This is a genomic window from Kribbella jiaozuonensis (assembly GCF_005233875.1).
Lineage (GTDB): Bacteria > Actinomycetota > Actinomycetes > Propionibacteriales > Kribbellaceae > Kribbella > Kribbella jiaozuonensis.
In genome coordinates, this window is sequence record NZ_SZPZ01000001.1 from 17,532 (window position 1) to 36,520 (window position 18,989).

Annotated in this window: 19 protein-coding genes; 12 read left to right on the forward strand and 7 right to left on the reverse strand. The window is 67.6% G+C overall.

The annotated features are described in order from the left end of the window. Positions 1-327: 327 nt before the first annotated feature. Complete coding sequence (locus tag FDA38_RS00110; RefSeq protein ID WP_233714429.1) at positions 328-1,044, forward strand: hypothetical protein; 717 nt, start codon at positions 328-330, stop codon at positions 1,042-1,044. A gap of 142 nt (positions 1,045-1,186) precedes the next feature. On the opposite strand, the gene FDA38_RS00115 is transcribed toward FDA38_RS00110, so the two are convergent. The 3 genes from FDA38_RS00115 to FDA38_RS00125 form a co-directional block, all read right to left on the reverse strand. After that, positions 1,187-1,513, reverse strand: coding sequence for a recombinase family protein (locus FDA38_RS00115; RefSeq protein ID WP_137252036.1), 327 nt, complete (start codon positions 1,511-1,513; stop codon positions 1,187-1,189). Continuing rightward, positions 1,510-1,695 (reverse strand): hypothetical protein, encoded by a 186-nt coding sequence (locus FDA38_RS00120; RefSeq protein WP_137252037.1) that lies wholly within the window; start codon positions 1,693-1,695, stop codon positions 1,510-1,512. The genes FDA38_RS00115 and FDA38_RS00120 overlap by 4 nt, the downstream gene beginning before the upstream one ends. 377 nt (positions 1,696-2,072) lie before the next feature. Further along, entirely contained in the window at positions 2,073-3,248 is a 1,176-nt protein-coding gene (locus FDA38_RS00125; protein ID WP_170989530.1) for an MFS transporter, read from the reverse strand. A gap of 47 nt (positions 3,249-3,295) precedes the next feature. Here FDA38_RS00125 and FDA38_RS00130 point away from each other — a divergent pair, with 47 nt between their 5' ends. Both FDA38_RS00130 and FDA38_RS00135 read left to right on the forward strand, forming a co-directional pair. Beyond that, positions 3,296-3,727: a helix-turn-helix domain-containing protein gene (locus FDA38_RS00130; protein WP_137252039.1), complete on the forward strand. Its 432-nt coding sequence runs from the start codon at positions 3,296-3,298 to the stop codon at positions 3,725-3,727. Between the two features lie 24 nt (positions 3,728-3,751). Further along, a complete protein-coding gene (locus FDA38_RS00135; RefSeq protein ID WP_137252040.1) occupies positions 3,752-4,528 on the forward strand; it encodes a GNAT family N-acetyltransferase in 777 nt (258 codons plus the stop codon). Here FDA38_RS00135 and FDA38_RS00140 read toward each other — a convergent pair whose 3' ends face one another. Both FDA38_RS00140 and FDA38_RS00145 read right to left on the reverse strand, forming a co-directional pair. Continuing rightward, positions 4,529-5,062, reverse strand: a complete 534-nt coding sequence (locus FDA38_RS00140; protein ID WP_137252041.1) for a dihydrofolate reductase family protein — start codon at positions 5,060-5,062, stop codon at positions 4,529-4,531. Between the two features lie 58 nt (positions 5,063-5,120). After that, positions 5,121-7,601, reverse strand: a complete 2,481-nt coding sequence (locus tag FDA38_RS00145; RefSeq protein WP_137252042.1) for a Tex family protein — start codon at positions 7,599-7,601, stop codon at positions 5,121-5,123. A 150-nt stretch (positions 7,602-7,751) separates the two neighbouring features. On the opposite strand from FDA38_RS00145, the gene FDA38_RS00150 reads away from it, so the two are divergent. Further along, complete coding sequence (locus FDA38_RS00150; RefSeq protein WP_137252043.1) at positions 7,752-8,141, forward strand: hypothetical protein; 390 nt, start codon at positions 7,752-7,754, stop codon at positions 8,139-8,141. 275 nt (positions 8,142-8,416) lie between these two features. Here the strand turns inward: FDA38_RS00150 and FDA38_RS00155 are convergent, their stop codons facing one another. Together FDA38_RS00155 and FDA38_RS00160 are read right to left on the reverse strand one after the other, a co-directional pair. Further along, a complete protein-coding gene (locus tag FDA38_RS00155) occupies positions 8,417-9,898 on the reverse strand; it encodes a DHA2 family efflux MFS transporter permease subunit (RefSeq protein ID WP_137252044.1) in 1,482 nt (493 codons plus the stop codon). 63 nt (positions 9,899-9,961) lie between these two features. After that, positions 9,962-10,597 carry a DUF624 domain-containing protein gene (locus FDA38_RS00160; RefSeq protein ID WP_233714430.1) on the reverse strand — a complete coding sequence of 212 codons (636 nt, stop codon included), beginning with the start codon at positions 10,595-10,597 and terminating at the stop codon, positions 9,962-9,964. Between the two features lie 76 nt (positions 10,598-10,673). On the opposite strand from FDA38_RS00160, the gene FDA38_RS00165 reads away from it, so the two are divergent. From FDA38_RS00165 to FDA38_RS00200, 8 genes are all read left to right on the forward strand, one after another. After that, on the forward strand, positions 10,674-11,741 hold the full coding sequence (locus tag FDA38_RS00165) for a LacI family DNA-binding transcriptional regulator (RefSeq protein WP_137252046.1): 1,068 nt from the start codon (positions 10,674-10,676) through the stop codon (positions 11,739-11,741). Positions 11,742-11,780: 39 nt separating this feature from the next. Then, a complete protein-coding gene (locus FDA38_RS00170; protein ID WP_137252047.1) occupies positions 11,781-12,188 on the forward strand; it encodes a hypothetical protein in 408 nt (135 codons plus the stop codon). Beyond that, positions 12,185-12,814 carry a hypothetical protein gene (locus FDA38_RS00175; RefSeq protein ID WP_137252048.1) on the forward strand — a complete coding sequence of 210 codons (630 nt, stop codon included), beginning with the start codon at positions 12,185-12,187 and terminating at the stop codon, positions 12,812-12,814. The genes FDA38_RS00170 and FDA38_RS00175 overlap by 4 nt, the downstream gene beginning before the upstream one ends. Positions 12,815-12,981: 167 nt before the next feature. Next, positions 12,982-14,256 (forward strand): extracellular solute-binding protein, encoded by a 1,275-nt coding sequence (locus FDA38_RS00180; protein WP_137252049.1) that lies wholly within the window; start codon positions 12,982-12,984, stop codon positions 14,254-14,256. Next, positions 14,253-15,191 carry a carbohydrate ABC transporter permease gene (locus FDA38_RS00185; RefSeq protein WP_137252050.1) on the forward strand — a complete coding sequence of 313 codons (939 nt, stop codon included), beginning with the start codon at positions 14,253-14,255 and terminating at the stop codon, positions 15,189-15,191. Before FDA38_RS00180 ends, FDA38_RS00185 begins: the two co-directional genes overlap by 4 nt. Next, positions 15,184-16,095 carry a carbohydrate ABC transporter permease gene (locus FDA38_RS00190; RefSeq protein ID WP_137252051.1) on the forward strand — a complete coding sequence of 304 codons (912 nt, stop codon included), beginning with the start codon at positions 15,184-15,186 and terminating at the stop codon, positions 16,093-16,095. Before FDA38_RS00185 ends, FDA38_RS00190 begins: the two co-directional genes overlap by 8 nt. 464 nt (positions 16,096-16,559) lie before the next feature. After that, positions 16,560-17,339, forward strand: coding sequence for a nitroreductase/quinone reductase family protein (locus FDA38_RS00195; RefSeq protein WP_267901742.1), 780 nt, complete (start codon positions 16,560-16,562; stop codon positions 17,337-17,339). A gap of 21 nt (positions 17,340-17,360) precedes the next feature. Beyond that, positions 17,361-18,965, forward strand: a complete 1,605-nt coding sequence (locus FDA38_RS00200) for a helix-turn-helix transcriptional regulator (RefSeq protein WP_137252053.1) — start codon at positions 17,361-17,363, stop codon at positions 18,963-18,965. The last annotated feature ends 24 nt before the right edge of the window (positions 18,966-18,989 follow it).

Below are 18,989 nucleotides of genomic sequence, written 5' to 3' on the forward strand. Positions count from 1 at the left end.
CACCTACAGGTACCCCAGGTCGCGGGTTCGCACACACCCCGGCACGCTGAGCGGACGGAAAACTTCACGTTCCTCAAACCTTTGCCGCTGGTTGCCTGACCTGGCAGCCTCCTACCCTGGATGACGATTTCGCCCGCCGGGGGTCGGCGCGCGATCGATCAGGGGGAAGGAACGGGGTTATGCCGGAAGTGTTCGACGACGAGTTGACCGACGACGAGCTGGACCAGCTGGAGGCGCTCGGCGCCGCCGAGGACGCGGAGCTGATCCTCGGCCCGGCGACCGGGGATAAAGATGCCTGAGGCAAGGATTTCCTGGCGCGGCGTCACGATGAACAGACGGACGGTGGCGATGGTCGAGGCCGCCGAGCAGTTGTACAAGTCCAAGTTCGCGATCCTGCAGGGCTCGTACAACAAGGGTGGTGTGGAGGCGTCGGCGGGTACGCACGACGGCGGCGGCGCGGTCGACATCGACGTACGGACGAAGAGCGCCGCGCAGCGGGTCGCGGTGGTGAAGGCGATGCGCGCGGTCGGGTTCGCCGCGTGGCTGCGGACGCCGGCGCAGGGCAACTGGCCGTACCACGTGCACGGGATCGCGGTCGGCGACAAGGACCTGTCCCGCGGCGCGGCGGTCCAGGTGACGGAGTACCACCGCAAGCTCAACGGGCTGGCCAACCGGGGCAAGGACGACGGGCCGCCCGGGTACTACGGGATGACCTGGGAGCTGTACCTGAAGGCACACCCGCCGAAGCAGCCGGTGCCGGACTCGACGATCTCGCTGGCCGCGATGGCGTACGCGCGGACGCACGACGCGATGACCGGGGTGTGGGGCGCGGATCGGGCCCGGGTGATCGCGTGGGCGGCGCATCCGCGGGTCGGCGCGATCACCAAGGCTGAGACCGTCCCGGCGGCGGGCGTGCCGTGGCACCTGCACTTCCAGCGGGTGATCCGGAAGGTGCAGCTGCACTTCAAGCTCGAGGTGACCGGGATCTTCAACAACTCGGTCGCCGCGGTGATGAAGCGGTACGGATACACCATCGTTGCCTGACGTCAGACATGGGCAAGGCCCCACCGGTAGCAGCCGGTGGGGCCTTGTTGGTCCACTACCGCCCGGGCATCCCCGGTGCAGCTGTGGAGGTGGAGAGCGGAACCGACGCCGATGCAGGGGTCAAGACGTCAGCTCCGCTTGTCTATGGAGTTGTCACTACCGAGTCGACCGTCCAGACCTGCGCCTGGTGGAACTCGAGGTGCTGCCGCATCTCCGCCGGCGCACCGACCGATCCGAGATGGTTCATGGTCGGCACGACGACCGCTCGGACGTCGGACCGCTTCACTTCGTCGAGCAATGCGTGGAAAGCAGCGGACTCGGCCGCATCGCGCTCGGTGTAGACGGTGCCGAGGGTGAATCCCTCCGCGCTGGCGAAGGCGGCGAGTGAATCGGTCGCCGCGGCCAGCTCCTCCGCGCAGCTCAGCGCGTCGGCCCGTACATACCCGAGCAGCGTCGGCCGGGTGGTCATCGTTCTGCCGTGTCCACCAGCACCGGCTCGCTCGTCACCCGGAGGGACGCGAACCGCCGACGCATGGCTTCCTCGTACTGCCCGGCCTGCTCCACGCTGGTGGTGTGGTCCGCAATGGGATGTCCGCCGAACCAGACCCGCACCCGACGGTGCGTTGCGGGGGTCTCGAGCGTCTCGGTCATCGCGGTTCCTTCAGCAGTGTGTGGTTGGCCCCGAACGGCTTTGTCCGGCGCTGAGTAAAGAACACAACATCGGCGGGCCCTTCGGAACAGTTTGGAAGGGACCTTTACAGAGGCCTAACGCAGAGTAGGGAAACCCTACGAACGCGCAGGTCAACGGCCACTCCGACCAGTACCCGGGGATCCGGGAAACCATGTCAAGAATGTTTGCAGCAATGTGCCGATAACGATTCGGAGACGCCGTGGGGTATTCAACCAGAGCTAAAACCTATGACGTCCTGCTAACCGTTTGCACCGACCTGCTTACGCACCGAAACGGCCGCGACAACAATTCCCAGCACGGCGGCCGCCAACGGTACCGCCAGCCCGGTGTGACGCGGTCAGGTCTTCCGCGTGAAGCTTGCTGGGTGACGCGGTACGACGACAAGCGTGAGGGCTGCTGCGCAGACGGCTAGCGCTGCGATGAGGTTGAGGGTCAGGGGTAGGTGGAGGACGAGCGTCATCGCGGGAGCGCCGAGGGCGCCGATCAGCAGGGCCAGTGAGTCGGCGGCGAAGAAGAGTGCGCCGACGCTCGCCAGGACGGCGGTTGGTGCGGTCCGCTGGATCGTGGTCTGGACGGTGATCAGCAGGATGCTGCCGGGCAGGCCGATCAGGACTGCGGCAGCGACGGCTATCGGGACGCTGGGCGCGTTGAACAGGGCGAAGTACGCCAGGGCTGTGACGAACTGGGTGAGGGTGAGCAGCTCGCGGGTGCCGAGGAGTCGGGCGGCCTTCGTGCTCAGGGCGGCGCCGATGAGGTAGCCGGCGCCGAGGCCGGAGATCAGGTAGCCGACGACGTACCCGGGGGCGTGCAGGCGATCGACGGTGAACGGTACGAGGAGCGCGGTGAGGCCGGCGTTCGCGGTGAGGAAGACGGTCTGGCCGATGAGGATGCCGCGGAGCGCTGGGTGCCTGACGGCAGCGCTGAGTCCTTCGAGGGGCCGCGGTGGTACGCCGGTGGTGGGGTGCCGGCGGGTCCGGACTGTCGCGATGGTTGCCGCTGACAACAAATAGCTGATGATGTCGACGATCAGCACGAACTTGATCCCGGGACCGGCCAGCAGGAGCGCGCCGAGCGGCGGTGCGGCCAGCCGGATCGCGCTGCTAGTGACGGCGTTGATGGAGTTGGCTGTTGCGAGTTCCTTGCCCGTGCCGACGACGGCCGGGAGCAGGGCGCGTACGGCGGGGCGGAAGACCGTGGTCGCGGTGTTCTCGAGCAGGATCGCGAGGTAGATCAGCCAGACATGATCCCGGTCGGCGAACAGGATCTGTCCGACCGCGGCGGCGCTGGCCAGATCTGCGATCCACATCGCCCGGGCCAGGTCCCAGCGATCCAGCAGTACGCCGGCCCAGGGCCCGATCAGCAACGCCGGAAGGGCTTCCAGGGCCAAGGTCAGTCCGGTCGCGACCGTCGAGCCGGTCAGCGCGAACACGTAGAACGGGATCGCCACGATCAGCAGCCAGGACCCGATGCCCGACACCGCGCCGCTGAACCAGAGTCTCCGGAAATCTCTCACGACGCCGGAATCTATCCTCTAGAAATAGACAACGGCAAGAGTGTTCTGTGAAGATAGTGCTCGTGGAGTTGGGCGAAGTACTGCGCGACCGTCGGAAGGCGGCCGGGCGGACCATCGCGTCCGTGGCCGTCGACGCCGGTCTGTCCGTCCCGTACATCGCGAACCTGGAGAACGGCCGGGGCAATCCCACGGTCGCCGCGCTGGATCGGCTCGCGACGGCGCTGGGCGCGCAGCTCGAGGTGCGGATCGGGGAGGACGTGCCGCCTCCTGCCGTGTCGGTCGGGGCCGAGTTGGTGTCGGACTCTGATCGGGCCGACTCGGTTGTGGCTGCGCTCGCTGATGGCAGGTCGCGCGCGGCTGTCCGGCGCGAGTTGATCGCGACGCTCGACTCGCTCGGTGTGTTGCTGGGTCGTCCGCCGGACGCGGCCGACCTGGGCCGGCTGCTCGACCTGCTCGTGCTATCCGGTCGCGGGCTGTGATCGGCGCATCGTAGGGTCCGGGTCATGGAGATCGGTGCGCGGATCGCCGCGGCTCAGTTGACCGGTTCGGCGCGGTCGAAGCGGCAGGTGATCGCGGGACCGTTGGCGGGCATGTTGCACGACGACGACACCTGGTACCTGTCCGGCGTACTCGCGGCTGACCCTGGGCGACCGTTCGATCCGGACGAGATCCCGTGGGCGATCGAGACGATCCGCCAGGCGTTCGCGGCCGAAGGGCGCTGGGTGCACGCCGAGTTCGTCGACGAGGCGAACCCCGGCCTGGCCGAGGCCCTCGCGGCGGAGGGCATGACGATCGTGTCCCACCTCCCGCTGCTCGTGGTCGAGCCGGGCAGTTTGATCGTTCCCGACCTCCCGGAGGGTGTTTCCGTTCGCGTCGTGTCGTCGCCCGAGGAACAGGCCGTGGCGAATGCGCTTGCCGCGGAGGCGTACGAGATGGACAACGCCGACTTCGCGTACAAGCCGGATCCTGCGGACGGCGGCGCGGTGATCGTTTACGTGGACGACGTACCGGCTGCCACCGCGGCGTGGACCGCGGTCGCCGACGAGGTCTCGGAGGTCGCCGGCGTGGGCACGATCCACAGCCATCGGCGGCGCGGACGGGGCGGAATCGCAACGGCACACGCGACTCTTAACGCCTTCGGGCTGGGCGGCGCAACCCTTGCCTGGCTCACGCCGGGCGACGACGGTGCGGACCGCGTGTACCGCCGCCTCGGCTATGCGCCGCGGGCTACCGCCGTACACCTGGGCGATCCTGGCGGCCACCTGGCTGACTTGCGGTGACTACGGGCGGTACGTGAGCAGGACGACACCGCTGGGGAAGGTCGTGCTGCTTGTCAACGTCAGGGTCTGAGGTGAGCCGTCGGGGAAGAGGCGTTGGCCGGTGGCGACGACCGTCGGGTAGATGAAGAGGCGGTACTCGTCGACCAGGTTCGCGGCGATGAGTTGGTGGGTGAGGTCGATGCTGCCGGTGCAGACGATGTCTCTGCCGGGGTTCTCCTTCAGTCGACGGACCTCGTCGAGGTTGCGGAGGATCGTGGTCGGCTTCCAGCCCGGCTCCTGCAGGGTCGAGCTCACGACGTACTTCTGCACCTGGTTGAGGTACGCCGAGACGCCGGTCGGGTCGTCCGTCTGCGCGGGCCAGAAGCCGCGCATCTGCTCGAACGTCACGCGACCGGTGAGGAACGCGTCCGCCCGCGCCATCTGCTCGCGCAGCGCCTCGAGCACCTCGGGACCACCGTCGGCAGGTCCGAACCAGTCACCCGCCTCGATAACACCGTCGACGGTGATGTTCTGGGTGACGATCAGGTCGCGCATCAGACTCCTCCTGGTTGGATTCACCTGGTACGTCGGACCCGGCCGTCACCCTTCGACATCAGCGAACTGTGAATCCTGCGTTCCGGAATGCTTCGGCGAGCGACGTCTCGTCCATCGGAGTCTCGGCCTGCTTGCCACCACGACCCTGACCGCCCTGACCACCGGGCTTCCCGCCGCGACCGTTGCCTTGCCCACCACGACCGCCGCCCTGACCGCCTGGGCCGCGGCCCTGGTCGCCCGAGCCGCCTCGTCCTTGGCCACCCTGACCACGGCCGCCGCCTTGACCGCGACCGCCTTGGCCGCCTTGGCCGCCGCCCTGGTTTCCGCCAGACCGAGCCCCGCGATCACCGGGCCGCCCGCCGCCGGTACCCGGCTCGTCGTCCAGACGCAGCGTGAGGGAGATCCGCTGGCGCGGGATATCCACCTCGAGCACCTTCACCTTGACGATGTCGCCCGGCTTGACCACCTCGCGCGGGTCCTTGACGAAGTTCTTCGACAGCGCGGACACATGGGCCAACCCGTCCTGATGCACGCCGATATCGATGAACGCCCCGAACGCGGCCACGTTGGTGACCTGACCCTCCAGCCGCATCCCCGGCTTCAGGTCAGCGATCTTGTCCACACCCTCGGCGAACACCGCGGTCTTGAACGCCGGCCGCGGGTCACGCCCTGGCTTCTCCAGCTCGGCCAGGATGTCCGTCACGGTCGGCAGACCGAACATGTCGTCAACGAAGTCCGCCGCCTTCAGCCGCTTCAGCTCCGACGACCCGATCAGCGACTTCACGTCCGACCCGGTCGCGTCGAGGATCCGGCGTACGACGGGGTAGGCCTCGGGGTGCACGCTGGACGTGTCGAGCGGGTCGTCGCCGCCGGGGATCCGGAGGAACCCGGCCGCCTGCTCGAACGCCTTCGGGCCGAGGCGTGCGACCTCGCGCAGCGCCGTACGCGACTTGAACGGGCCGTTGACGTCGCGGTGCTGGACGATGTTGTCGGCCAGGCCCGGCGTGATGCCCGAGACCCGGGTGAGGAGCGGCGCGGACGCGGTGTTGAGGTCGACGCCGACCGCGTTCACACAGTCCTCGACGACCGCGTCGAGCGAGCGGGACAGCGAGTTCTCCGGGAGGTCGTGCTGGTACTGGCCGACGCCGATCGACTTCGGATCGATCTTCACCAGCTCGGCCAGCGGGTCCTGCAACCGGCGCGCGATCGAGACCGCGCCGCGGAGCGACACGTCCATCCCGGGCAGCTCCTGGGACGCGAACGCGGACGCCGAGTAGACCGACGCGCCGGCCTCGGACACGACGGCCTTGGTGAGCTTGAGCTCGGGGTGCTTGGCGATCAGCTCGCCGGCCAGCTTGTCCGTCTCGCGTGACGCCGTACCGTTGCCGATGGCAATCAGTTCGACGTTGTGTGCGGCGGCGAGCTGGGCCAGGGTTGCGATCGACTTGTCCCACTGGTTCTGCGGGACGTGCGGGTAGATCACGCCGGTGTTGACGACCTTGCCGGTGGCGTCGACGATCGCGACCTTCACGCCGGTACGGAAGCCCGGGTCGAGGCCCATCGTCGCGCGGGTGCCGGCCGGGGCGGCCAGCAGCAGGTCGCGCAAGTTGGCCGCGAACACCCGGATCGCCTCGTCCTCGGCGACCTGCCGGAGCCGCATCCGCAGGTCGATGCCGAGATGCACCAGGATCTTGGTCCGCCAGGCCCAGCGAACCGTCTCGACCAGCCACTTGTCCGCCGGGCGGCCCTGGTTCTCGACGCCGACCTTGCGGGCGATGGTCGTCTCGTACTCCGTCGGTCCGTCGACCTCCACACCCGCGGGCAGCGGCTCGACGGAGACCGTCAGCACGTCCTCCTTCTCGCCGCGGAACAGCGCGAGGATCCGGTGCGACGGCATCTTCGTGAACGGCTCGTCGAAGTCGAAGTAGTCGGAGAACTTCGCGCCGTCGGTCTCCTTGCCTTCCCGTACGGCGGAGGCCAGCCGGCCCTGCTCCCACAGGCGCTCGCGCAAATCACCGATCAGGTCGGCATCCTCGGCGAACCGCTCGACGAGGATCGCGCGGGCACCGTCGAGCGCGGCCTGCGGGTCGGGCACCTCGGCGTTGACGAACACCGCCGCCGCGGCGAACGGCTCGACGTCCGGGTCGGACATGAGCCCATCGGCGAGCGGCTCCAGACCGTTCTCCCGGGCGATCATCGCCTTGGTCCGGCGCTTCGGCTTGAACGGCAGGTAGATGTCCTCGAGCCGGGACTTGGTGTCCGCGGCGAGGATCGAGGCCTTCAGCGCGTCGTCGAGCTTGCCCTGGCTCTCGATCGACTCCAGCACGGTCTGCCGGCGCTCCTCGAGCTCACGCAGATACCGCAGGCGCTCCTCGAGTGTGCGCAGCTGCGCGTCGTCGAGCTCTCCGGTGACCTCTTTCCGGTACCGCGCGATGAACGGGACGGTAGATCCTTCGTCGAGCAAGCCCACTGCCGCCCGCACCTGGTTCTCACCCACCTCGAGCTCATCCGCGATCCGCCGCTCGATCGACTGCACCACCACTGTCCGATTCCCCTCTACCGACAAACCCGCCGAACATTCTGCCCCGGCCGGGCTCCATATCCTTCCCCATCCCACCCCCCACCCCGAAACCCGTCCCACCCCACCTGTGGACAACCCCATGCGATCATCACATCGGGGAGGAATCACATGGGGCAGTTCGACAGCTACATCGACCGTAAGGCGGCCGCTCCGCCCGGGGTGGTCCGGGCGTTCTGTCTGGTGGCGCCCGTGTTCATGATCATCCAGGCCGTCGGCAGCCACCGCCTCGAGGACATTCTGATGGCCGGCTTCGGCGTAGTCCTGTTTCTGCCGTCCGGGATCGCACCCAGGTGGTATCGCGCACGCCTGGCCGCCTTGCAGAACCACCTGGTTCTCGGCGCCGTCTTTACGTTCAGCCTGATGCTCTGCGTGCTCTTCATACTCCTCGCAACATTCTTCAACCGGTCGACCAGCATCTACATCGCCACCCCTGTCGCGCTCGTCCTCACAACCGCAGCCGCCGTCCGCCAACACACCCGCCTCCGAGCCACCAAGTGAAGGCGATCAGGGCTTTCCAGACGCTCGATCGGAAGATCATCCGACGACCGCTGCGCAGACCTGGCCGGACCATGCGGCTTTTCGCGCTGGCAGGTTTGCTCTTCAGCGTCTATGGCGTGACCGAGGCGCACGGTTGGCATGACTTCTCTCGGCCGTCTCGGTCTGCCTGCTTCTGAGCTTGATCGTCATCGCGCCCCGAGGGCTCTACGACGGGAGCTGAGTACGACGAACTCCCCGGGACCAGTGGTCACCGGGGAGGTTCGTCGTACCGGGGGTCAGGCGGCTTCGCAGAGGGCGGGCTCGGGGGTTTGCTCAGTCTGCTGCTGCGGCTTGGGCTGGCGCATGACAGTGACCGCGATGGCTACTGAAGCGGCGACGATGGCGGCGGCTACGGCGAACGAGAAGTGGTAGCCGTCGGTCAGGGCCTGGAGGGCCGGCTTGGTGCTGGTGGCGGAGCGGGTGGCGGAGAGGGTGGCCAGGATGGCCAGGCCCAGGGCGGCGCCGACCTCGCCCATGGTGCCGATCAGGCCGGAGGCCAGGCCGGCGTCCTCGGGCTTGACGTCCGACATCGACAGGCCCATCAGCGCCGGGAAGCAGACGCCGCCGCCCAGGCCCAGCAGTACCAGCACCGGCAGTACGTGGACGAAGTAGTTGCCACCGACCGGCGCCTGGGTGAAGAGCGCCAGCCCGACGACGATCAGGGACAGTCCGGCGATCAGCGGGCGGCGCGGGCCGAAGCGCATGACCAGCTTCTCGGAGTACTTCACCGACAGCAGTCCCATCACCACAGTGGTCGGCAGGAAGGCCAGCCCGATCTCCAGAGCGTCGTACCCGAGCACCCGCTGCAGGTACAGCGAACCCAGGAAGAAGATGCCGAACATCCCGGAGCTGGACAGCGCCTGGATTAGGTTCGCACCGGTCAGCGTCCTGGAGCGGAAGATCCGCAGCGGCACCAGCGGGTTGGCGGCGGTCGCCTCACGGACGATGAAGCCGGCCAGCAGTACCAGCGTCGCCGCACCCAGCGCCAGCGTCCGCGGAGCGGTCCAGCCGAGCTCAGCAGCCGGCTTGACGATCGTGAACACACCGACCATCAGCGCCGCGGTGATCAACACAGCACCCGGTACGTCGGTGCCCTTGCCGATCCCCAGGCCCTTGTCCTTCTCGATCAGCTTCACCGCGAGTACTGCGGTCAGCACGCCGAGCGGGAGGTTCACGAAGAAGATCCAGTGCCAGCTGATCGCCTGCGTCAGGACGCCACCGGCCAGCAGACCGATCGACCCACCGGCGGACGCGACGAACGCGTACACGCCGATCGCCTTGGCCTGCTCCCGCGGCTCGGGGAAGAGCGTCACGATCATGCCGAGGATGACTGCGGAGGTCAGCGCACCGCCGACGCCCTGGATGAACCGGGCGATCACGAGCATCTCCTGCGTCTGCGCCAGCCCGCACAGCACGGAGGCGGCGGTGAAGACGACCAGTCCGGCGGTGAAGATGTTCCGGCGGCCGAGGAGGTCGCCCAACCGGCCGGCCAGCAGGAGCAGGCCGCCGAAGGCGATCAGATAAGCGTTCACTACCCACGCCAGCGAGGAGCTGGTGAAGCCGAGGTCGTCCTGGATGGCCGGCAGGGCCACGTTCACCACGGTCACGTCGAGCACGATCATCAACATGCCCGCACAGAGGGTGTACAGAGCCAGCCAGCGCGAGCGGCCGCCCTGCGTGGCTGGCGTAGTCGCCAGGGTGTCGGTCGTCGCGTACATCTCGAGGTCTCCTTGCAGTTCGTCGTTGTTGGGCCTTACACCCATACGTCGAACTGGCGGAGCTCAGATTGACACGTCTTCAGAAGTTTTTTCTCGACGCGGCCGAGACATCGCGTACGCCGTGAGCGCCGGCACCAGTCCGGACCCGACAACGAGCAGTGTGGGCACCTGCGACGCCAGAGCGAACCAGGTGAGCAGTACGACGACCCCACCGGCCACCGGCAGCGGCCGCCGCAGCAGGAACAGGTTGGCCGACCGGAACACCGTCTTCATGGTCGCGTCGTCGCCCGCCCGAGGCAGCACAGCCAGTCCGCTCAGGTAGAGCCCGAGGATCATTCCGGTCAGCGGAATCAGTACCACCAGTGCGAACACCCGCGCCGCCCCGCCGGCGAACGCCCAGAACGACAGGCCGAACGCCAGTAGCACCGCACCGGCGTACAGACCGAATCCGGACAGCCAGAACCGCTTCATCGCCCAGCGGAACTCCCCGAAATACCGCCGCAGCAGCTTCGGTTTGTCCTGGCTGATCGCGTCCGCCAGCACCCGCTGCAGCGCGAATGCGGCCGGGAAGAGCGTGATGATGCCCAGGCTGAGCACTACGAACACCAGTTGCAGCATCAGTAGGTCGCCGACGACCGACAGCTTCGTCAGTACCGCGCTGGTGCGGCCGGCGCCTCCAGCACCAGGGGGAGCAGCCACCGATCGCCTCCTCGTTCCGTCCGGGCGTCCCTTGATCGTATGATCACGAACAATCACGCGAAGATCAGGGGACCGCATGCTTGCACAGGAGCGCCACGAGCTGATCCTGCGGAGCCTGCGGCGGCACGGCCGGCTCCGGGTGGCCGATCTGGTGGCCGAGCTGGGCGTCTCCGCGATCACAGTACGCCGGGACCTGGCCGAACTGGACTCCGCCGGTCTGCTCCGCCGCGTGCACGGCGGCGCGATCGGCACCGGCACAGCCGACCAGGGCGCGCGCGGGAGCCAACTGACGATCGGCATCATCGTCCCGAGCGCGGCGTCGTACTACTCCGACGTGATCCGCGGCGCCGAGGCGATGGCCGACAAGTACGGCGCCCGCCTGGTCCTCGGCGTCTCCGGGTACGACGCGACGATGGAGCGCGACCGGATCGACAAGGTCCTCGGCATCGGGGTGGCCGGCCTGCTGATCAGCACCGCGCTCGGCGACGGCGACGCGGACCGGCTCGACTCGAGGCTCGACGACATCGACGTACCCGTGGTGCTGATGGAGCGGGCGTTCGGTTTCCCGCACGTGAACCGCGAGTACGACCACGTCCGCACCGATCACGCGTACGGCGCGATGCTCGCCCTGCGCCATTTCGTCGCGCTCGGTCACCGCCGGATCGCGATCAACCTGCAGGCCACGGTCACGGCGTACTGGCTCCGCAGCGGCATCGAGACCGCCGCGAAGGCACTCGGCGTCGAGGTCTTCCTCTCACCCGTCGACCTCCCGATGCGCGGCGACGACCCCGGCGCCATCACCCAACTCGACGCCTTCCTCGCCGAATGCGAGGCCTTCGGCACCCGCGCCGTCCTCGTCCACTCCGACGAACACGGCGCCCGCCTGGTGGAACGCGCCATGGAACTAGGCCTCCGCGTCCCCGAGGACCTGGCCGTCATCGCCTACAACGACGTGACCGCCTCGCTGGCCGTCGTACCCCTCACCGCAATCTCCCCGGCCCGCCGAGCCCTGGGCGAAACCGCCTGCGACCTCCTCCTCCGCAAACTCCAGTCCCCCACCACCCCCACCCAACACCTCAGCCTCCTCCCCACCCTCAACATCCGCACCTCGTGCGGCGCCCCCGGCATCCTGGTCCCCGGATAAAATCCAGAGGACTACACCGGAACCCGGGGAGAGCGCGCGATGGAGTACGCCGAGTTCGAGGTCGAGTACAAACAGGTCGCCGACATCATCCTCAACGGCCGCAACGGCGCCGACCTCACCGCCGACATCGCCCGACTGCGGGCCCTGGCCAACCAGATCGACGACGAGGACGACCGCGACGACGCGCTGCTGGAGGTGTCGGGCATCGAGGTCGCCATCGCTCACGGCCCCGGCGAACCTCCGTCCGAGGTCATCCTGGAGGCCCGCCGGATCTACGCCGAGGCCGACCGCGACGACGGCACCACGGCCGAGCGCCTGGCCCGCGCGGAGCAGGGCGTCCAGGCCCTGGAGCGACTCGAGGCCGCCACCCCCGAGGAAGAACAGGCGATCGGCTCCCTGGAGCACACGCTCGTGATGCTGATAGGTGCGTTGCGGCTCATGCAATGAAGGTCACCAGCTTCCGGGAGCTGATGCGCGAGCAGGCAAACGCCGCCGTGCGGATCTCGGGTGCTCATCACTCGTCCTGGAACCAGAAGTTCAAAGTGGCTGCCGAGGCGATGTACGACGCCAGCCGGCTGCCTGAGCTGATGCCGCCGGACCAGCGGGACCAAGCGGTCGCGCGGATAGCGGCGGCGATGAACGCCGGATTCGCCAAGGTGGCGAAACTTCCGGAGAGCGCGGATGCCGAGGCCCGCCGCGCGGTCGGCATGCAGGCCGCCGCCGACGGATCCAAGATGGTCAGCCGGCTGAAGAAGCAATGGCAGATGCCGGCGCCGAACCAGCAGGTCCAGCGCGGCGCTGAGCAGCGACGAACCGCCCAGCCCGAACGCGGCGACGGACCCCAGTCGCCCCCACCCTCAGCACCGACTCCGGCATCCCCGGCAGCTCCAACGATCCAGCCGGCTCAGGCGGCTCCGGCCTTGCCGCCTGATATTGCGGCCGCGGCCCGGGCCGGGCTGTCCGGGGCGCCGTTGGCGTCGGCCGGCCGATTGAGCGCGGAGCGGCAAGTAGCGCGGGGTGCGGGAGCAACCGCCCCGGCGACCCAACGGCAAGCGCCCGAGACCCAACGCTGAGCGCCGACCGCTGAGCGCCGGAACAACTGATCGCTCAGGTTCCGATCTTGATCGAATGTGATCATTCGAGCGGTGAGGTATTGACGAGGAAAGCCCTTTCCCATACTTTCGCTGCACTTGAGGGGTCGCGGGCCCCCGGCTGGAACAGGCAGCGAAGGAGTTCCCCTGTGAGACGAGGTGTGGGACTGACCGTGTTGGCGGCTGCGCTCAGCGTGGTGGTCAGCGGTTGTGGCAGCGGGGTGATCGACAAGAGTACGGACGGCGTACCGCCGGCCGAGGCGACCGGGACGTTGCGGGTGCTGATCCCGTCGTTCCCGCCCAGTACGAAGGGGCGGGAGGCGTTCCAGAACGTCGTCGACGAGTTCCACAAGACCTATCCGAAGATGAAGCTCGAGCCGGACTTCGCGACGTACAATAACCTGAACGAGAAGCTGGCCACCTCGATCGCGGCCGGGATCCCGTACGACGTGATGGTCACCGGCGTCGGCTGGGTCCAGCCGTTCGCGTCGAAGAACATCTTCGAGGACCTGGGCAAGTACGGCGTGACGCCGGACTTCATCAAGGAGAAGAGCACCCCGGCGCTGATCCCGGCGGTCACGTACGACAAGAAGTTGTACGCCTACCCGCTGCTCGCCGACGCCCGGGCGGTCGCGCTCCGCAAGAGCGCGTTCATCGAGGCCGGCCTCGACCCGAACAAGCCGCCGACGTCGCTGGCCGACATCAAGGTCGCGGCCGAGAAGCTGACCAAGCGGGACAAGAACGGGAACATCACCCGCAGCGGTTTCGACCTCGCCTCCGCGACCGGTTTCCGGCAGTCGTTCACGACGTTCCTGGCCTCGACCGGTACGCCGCTGTACGTCGGCGGCGAACCGAACTTCGACAACAAGGCCGGCCTGGACACGCTGCTGTGGATCAAGTCGATGATCAACAACGTCCAGCCGTACGGACAGACCAACGCTGCCCAGCAACCTCTGGTGCTGACTGGTGAGGCCGCGATGGGGATCGTCAACGGCGCAGTCGACTGCTCGGACAAGGGCATCGGCAAGAAGAACTGCGACGACCTGGAGTTCTTCCGCTTCAACAGCGGCAAGGAGATCGAGTACGTCGGTGGCGACCTGGCCTCGATCGGGTCCCGCAGCCGGCACAAGGACGCGGCCTGGGCCTTCATCCAGACCATGGTCAACAAGCCGACGCTCGACGCGATCGCCAAGCTGAACAAGAAGATCCCCGCCTACAAGGACCCCGGCAGCTCGCCGCAGGCGCAGTCGAACCCGTTGAGCAACTTCACCGCGAACGGTCTGCAGTACGCCGCGAACGAGAACGAGGTGCCGTCCAACTGGCTCGAGATGCGCGGCAACTTCGACATCCAGCTCACCCAGGCGGTCCTCGGTCAGAAGGATCCCGCCAAGGTGCTGCACAACCTGGCAGGACAGTCCCGATGAGCACAACTCTTGAACGTCCAGCACTGGACACCTCGCGCAAGGTCCCCGCGGCCAAGGACACCGGCACACTGCTCAAGGGCCAGAAGCGCACCGGTTGGGCCCTGCTCACGCCGGCCCTGCTGCACTCCGGCATCTTCATCGTGATCCCGGTGATCGCGGTCCTGGTCCTCAGCCTGACCAACTACAGCTTCGGTGACACCTGGTCCTGGGTCGGGTTCGGCAACTATGCGGACCTCGCCCGCGACGTCGACTTCCAGGCCTCGCTGTGGCACACGGTCCTGTACGCGATCGTGGTGATCCCGCTCTCGATGGCGATCAGCCTCGCGGTCGCGGTCGGGCTGAACCAGAAGATCCGCGGCCTCGGCTTCTTCCGGACCGCGTTCTACATCCCGACGGTGACGGCGACCGTTGCCATCGCAACCATCTGGTTGTGGATCTACAACCCAGGCTCCGGCCTGGCGAACGGCTTCCTCAGCCTGTTCGGGTTCGCCCCGAACCGCTGGCTGGCCGACCCGGCGACCGCGCTGCCGTCGCTGATGGTGGTCGGCATCTGGCAGGGTCTCGGTACCAAGATCATCATCTACCTGGCTGCGCTGCAGGGTGTCTCCCGTGACCTGCTGGAGTCGGCCGACCTGGACGGCGCCAGCCGCTGGCAGCGTTTCGTCAACGTCACCTGGCCGTCGCTCGGCCCGGTGCAGTTCTTCGTGCTGATCACGTCGATCGTCGGCACCTTCCAGGTGTTCGACCTGGTGTACGTGATGACGCGCGGCGGACCCGGCAGTGACACCCGCGTGCTGGTGCTCGACATCTACCAGAACGCGTTCCAGGACCTGAAACTCGGCTACGCGTCCGCGGAGACCGTGATCATGATGATCGTGATCGCAGCCTTCATCGGAATCGGGCGCCTGCTCCAGAAGGCGGACACCAATGACTAGCGCTGCGTTGCCCTCGGCCGGCACCACCGTGAGCCGCCGGCCGTCGTCGTTCCGGCCGGGGCGGATCGCGTTGTACGTCGTCCTGATCGTCGGCGCGCTGCTGATGATCACGCCGTTCCTGTGGATGCTGTTGACCTCGTTCAAGAGCGACCTCGAGGTGCAGCAGTTCAACTGGCTGCCCGGGGAACTGCGCTGGCACAACTTCGTCGAGGCGATGAACACAGCGCCGTTCCTGCGGTACTTCCGCAACAGCCTGTTCATCGCGGTCGGCGAGACCGCGTTCACGCTTGTGGTCTGCACGATGGCCGGGTACGCGCTGGCCAAGGCGCCGATCCGGGGTGGCAAGTCGCTGCTGAACTACTTCATCATCCTGTTGCTGGTGCCGTTCCAGATCATCCTGGTGCCGCTGTTCATGATCGTGAAGTCGATCCCGCTGTTCGGCGGCAACAACATCCTCGGCCACGGGGGCATCGGCTGGCTGAACTCGTGGTGGGGTCTGATCATCCCGCTCGGCGCGGCGCCGCTGTTCACGTTCCTGGCCCGGCAGTTCTACGTGTCGCTGCCGGACGAGCTGGCCCAGGCGGCCCGGGTGGACGGGCTCAGCGAGTTCGGGATCTTCCTCCGGATCATGACTCCGCTGATCAAGCCGGCCCTGATCACGATCGCCGTTTTCCAGATCGAGGCCGCCTGGAACGGGTTCCTCTGGCCGCTGATGATCACGACCTCGGACGAGATGCGACCGCTGCAGCTCGGGCTGGCGATCTTCTCCCAGAACCCGGCCGAGATTCAGTGGCCGTACCTGATGGCTGGTACGGCGCTGGCGACGCTGCCGATGATCGTACTGTTCGTGTTCGCCCAGAAACGCTTCGTCGAAGGTATGGCGAACGTCGGGATCAAGGGCTGATACCAGCCCTGATCCTCGAACAGGTGCTCACCCCGCCCCGGGTGAGCACCTGCGAGGCCCCCTCCACATGCGGTGGTCCCGAAGAAACACCGGAGCTTCCCACGTAGTCCCCCCACTGGGTCACTCGTCCGGTTTATCGGCGCAGTGTGCCCGCCGTTACAGCATTCATGAGGTTTTTTCGCTAGTTCCCGAAATGATTTGCCGAACTCCGCCCGAAGTACGACGTTTCGCATGCGCGTGACGACGTTCGGTAAGGATCCGGCGGTGTCCGCGCCGACGACCTGCCGACGTGGGTACGATCGTGGCGTGACTGCCGGGTCGGCTGCTTCCAGCCATGCACGAGTTGGGGTCCCGGCTGCGTTCTGAGCGCGGCGCGGGCACCACCGGGCGTTTCTCTCCCCGTCTGTATTTCCTTTCACGACACCAGAGAGAAGCGAACCCTGAACGATTTCACCGCACAGCTCATTGACGAGTTCCGGGCGAACGCCGGCCAGGTCGGCGGTCCCTTCGAGAACTCCAGGTTGTTGCTCCTAACAACAACTGGCGCGCGCTCCGGGCAGCCGCGCACCGCGATCCTGGGGTACTACCCGGACCGCGACCGGGTGCTCGTCGTCGGCTCGGCCGGCGGCAGCCCCAGACACCCGGCCTGGTACCACAACCTGCTCGCCGAGCCCGAGGTCACCGTCGACCTCGGCCTCTTCACCTATCCGGCCACTGCAGTCGTACTGCGGGGCGCCGAGCGCGACGAGGTCTTCGCGCGACTCGTCGAGGCCGATCCGGGATGGGGCGAGTACCAAGCCAACACCACCCGGACCATCCCGGTCGTCGCCCTGGTCCAGCGCCCTGGTCCGCCACCTTTCGGCAGTTCGTTTGCCGAGGCTTTGAAGACCATCCACGCAGCGTTCCGGCGCGAGCTCTCGCTGATCCGGGCGGAGGTCGCGAAGTCCGGGACGCTGGGTGCACAGCTCCGGATCAATTGCCTGACGGCGTGTCAGGGTCTGCGCTATCACCACACCGGCGAGTCGACTGGTCTGTTCCCGGCGCTCGTGGAGCAGCATCCGGAGCTGGCCGGCGTGATCGCAGTACTGCAGGACGAGCACGAGAAGATCGCCGTACTGCTGGAGGAGCTGGAGCGACTGGCCGCGACTCCGGGCGCGGAGATCCTGCCCCAGGTCGACGAGCTGATCGCTCAGCTCAATGCGCATCTGGATCGCGAGGAGGCCGAGCTTCTGCCCTACCTCTGAGGCCGGGTCTACGGTCGGAACATGACCGAGGACTTCCTGGCGGCCGGCCGGGCTGCGTTGACACGCGGAGCCTGGTCGGCCGCTCGCGGCCAATTCGAGCGGGCACTCGAGACTGAGACCTCGCCCGAGGCGCTCGAAGGACTGAGCTGGGCGACGTGGTGGCTGGAGGACGTTCCGGCCTGTCTGGAAGCGCGGGAGCGGGCATATCGGTTGTATCGGAAGGCTGATGACGCGCGCGCCGCGGCCAGGATGGCGTTGTGGCTCGGGGACGATCACAACGAGTTCCGTGGTGCTGGGGCGGTCGCCGAGGGCTGGTTCAACCGGGCGGCTCGGCTGCTCGAGGAGCTGGAGCCTTGCCCGGAGTTCGGGTGGCTCCGGGTGTTCGAGGCACATGCTGCCCTCGGTCAGCACGACACGGGCCGGGCGCGCGAGCTCGCCGTACAGGCTCAGGAACTCGGGCGTCGGCATCGGGCGGTCGATCTGGAGATGTTCAGTCTGGCGACCGAAGGCCTTGCGCTGGTGGAGGAGGGCGCGGTCGAGCAGGGGATGCGGTGTCTGGACGAGGCGACGGCGGCCGCGCTGGCAGGGGAGTACGAGAACCTGGCGCCGGCGGCGTGGACGTGTTGCCGGTTGATCTCGGCGTGCGAGGAGATCCGGGACTACGAGCGAGGGGCGCAGTGGTGCCGGCAGGTGCAAGAGTTCAGCCGCCGGATGGAGGCACGGTTCGTCACCGGGGTGTGCCGGGCGCACTACGCGGCGATTCTCGGGTGGCACGGCGACTGGATCGAGGCCGAGCGGGAGCTGACCAAGGCGCATGACGATCTCACTTTGAAGCGCCCGTACTGGCGGGCTGAGGCCGTCGTGCGACTTGGGGAGCTGCGCCGGCGGCAAGGGCAGGTCGGGCAGGCGGAGGCCTTGTTCAACGAGGTTCCGTCGCATCCGCTGGCTAAGCGGGGGCTGGCGGAGCTGAGTCTTGATCGGGGCGATGCGGCCGCTGCGCGCGACGTACTGGAGCGGATGTTGCGGCGGATCCCGGCTGGTTCGGTCAGTCGGGCTTGGCCGCTCGAGTTGCTGGTTCGGGCCGACGTGGCGTTGGGCGAGACGGCTGAGCTTCATCTGGCTGAGTTTTGCGCGATCGCGGACTTGCTACGGACGCGGCCGCTTCGGGCGGCGGCGCGGTTCGCGGAGGGAATCTGCGCTGCGGCTCGCGGCGAGCATGAGGAGGCGTGCGCGTGTCTTGAGGAGGCGGTTGATCTCTATGAGGGACTGGCTCCGTTCGAAGCCGCGCACGCCCGGTTGGAGTTTGCCCGCAGCCTGTTGGCGCTCGGCCGGACCGATGCCGCCCGCCGCGAGGCTCGTACTGCGCTCCCGTCAATCCCCGTGCCGCGCCAGGATCAGGTCGAGTTGCTGGTGGCGCTCGGGCTGGTCGGCCCGCCTGTGCTGAGTGCGCGTCAGGTCGACGTACTGCGGTTGATCGCCGACGGACTCGGGGATCGGGAGATCGCCGGGCAACTGGTGATCAGCGAGCACACGGTGCATCGGCATGTGGCGAACATCTTCACCCGGCTGGACTGCTCGACCCGGGCGGCGGCGGTCTCGCGCGCCGCGGGGCTGGGTTTGCTCTAGCGGGATGGCCTGTTCGGGTGACGC

Coding starts and splice junctions, on each gene's coding strand:
- FDA38_RS00110 (WP_233714429.1), top strand. CDS start 328: ATGAACAGACGGACGGTGGCGATGGTCGAGGCCGCCGAGCAGTTGTAC.
- FDA38_RS00115 (WP_137252036.1), bottom strand. CDS start 1,513: ATGACCACCCGGCCGACGCTGCTCGGGTATGTACGGGCCGACGCGCTG.
- FDA38_RS00120 (WP_137252037.1), bottom strand. CDS start 1,695: ATGACCGAGACGCTCGAGACCCCCGCAACGCACCGTCGGGTGCGGGTC.
- FDA38_RS00135 (WP_137252040.1), top strand. CDS start 3,752: ATGGAGATCGGTGCGCGGATCGCCGCGGCTCAGTTGACCGGTTCGGCG.
- FDA38_RS00140 (WP_137252041.1), bottom strand. CDS start 5,062: ATGCGCGACCTGATCGTCACCCAGAACATCACCGTCGACGGTGTTATC.
- FDA38_RS00150 (WP_137252043.1), top strand. CDS start 7,752: ATGGGGCAGTTCGACAGCTACATCGACCGTAAGGCGGCCGCTCCGCCC.
- FDA38_RS00155 (WP_137252044.1), bottom strand. CDS start 9,898: ATGTACGCGACGACCGACACCCTGGCGACTACGCCAGCCACGCAGGGC.
- FDA38_RS00165 (WP_137252046.1), top strand. CDS start 10,674: ATGCTTGCACAGGAGCGCCACGAGCTGATCCTGCGGAGCCTGCGGCGG.
- FDA38_RS00170 (WP_137252047.1), top strand. CDS start 11,781: ATGGAGTACGCCGAGTTCGAGGTCGAGTACAAACAGGTCGCCGACATC.
- FDA38_RS00175 (WP_137252048.1), top strand. CDS start 12,185: ATGAAGGTCACCAGCTTCCGGGAGCTGATGCGCGAGCAGGCAAACGCC.
- FDA38_RS00185 (WP_137252050.1), top strand. CDS start 14,253: ATGAGCACAACTCTTGAACGTCCAGCACTGGACACCTCGCGCAAGGTC.
- FDA38_RS00190 (WP_137252051.1), top strand. CDS start 15,184: ATGACTAGCGCTGCGTTGCCCTCGGCCGGCACCACCGTGAGCCGCCGG.
- FDA38_RS00200 (WP_137252053.1), top strand. CDS start 17,361: ATGACCGAGGACTTCCTGGCGGCCGGCCGGGCTGCGTTGACACGCGGA.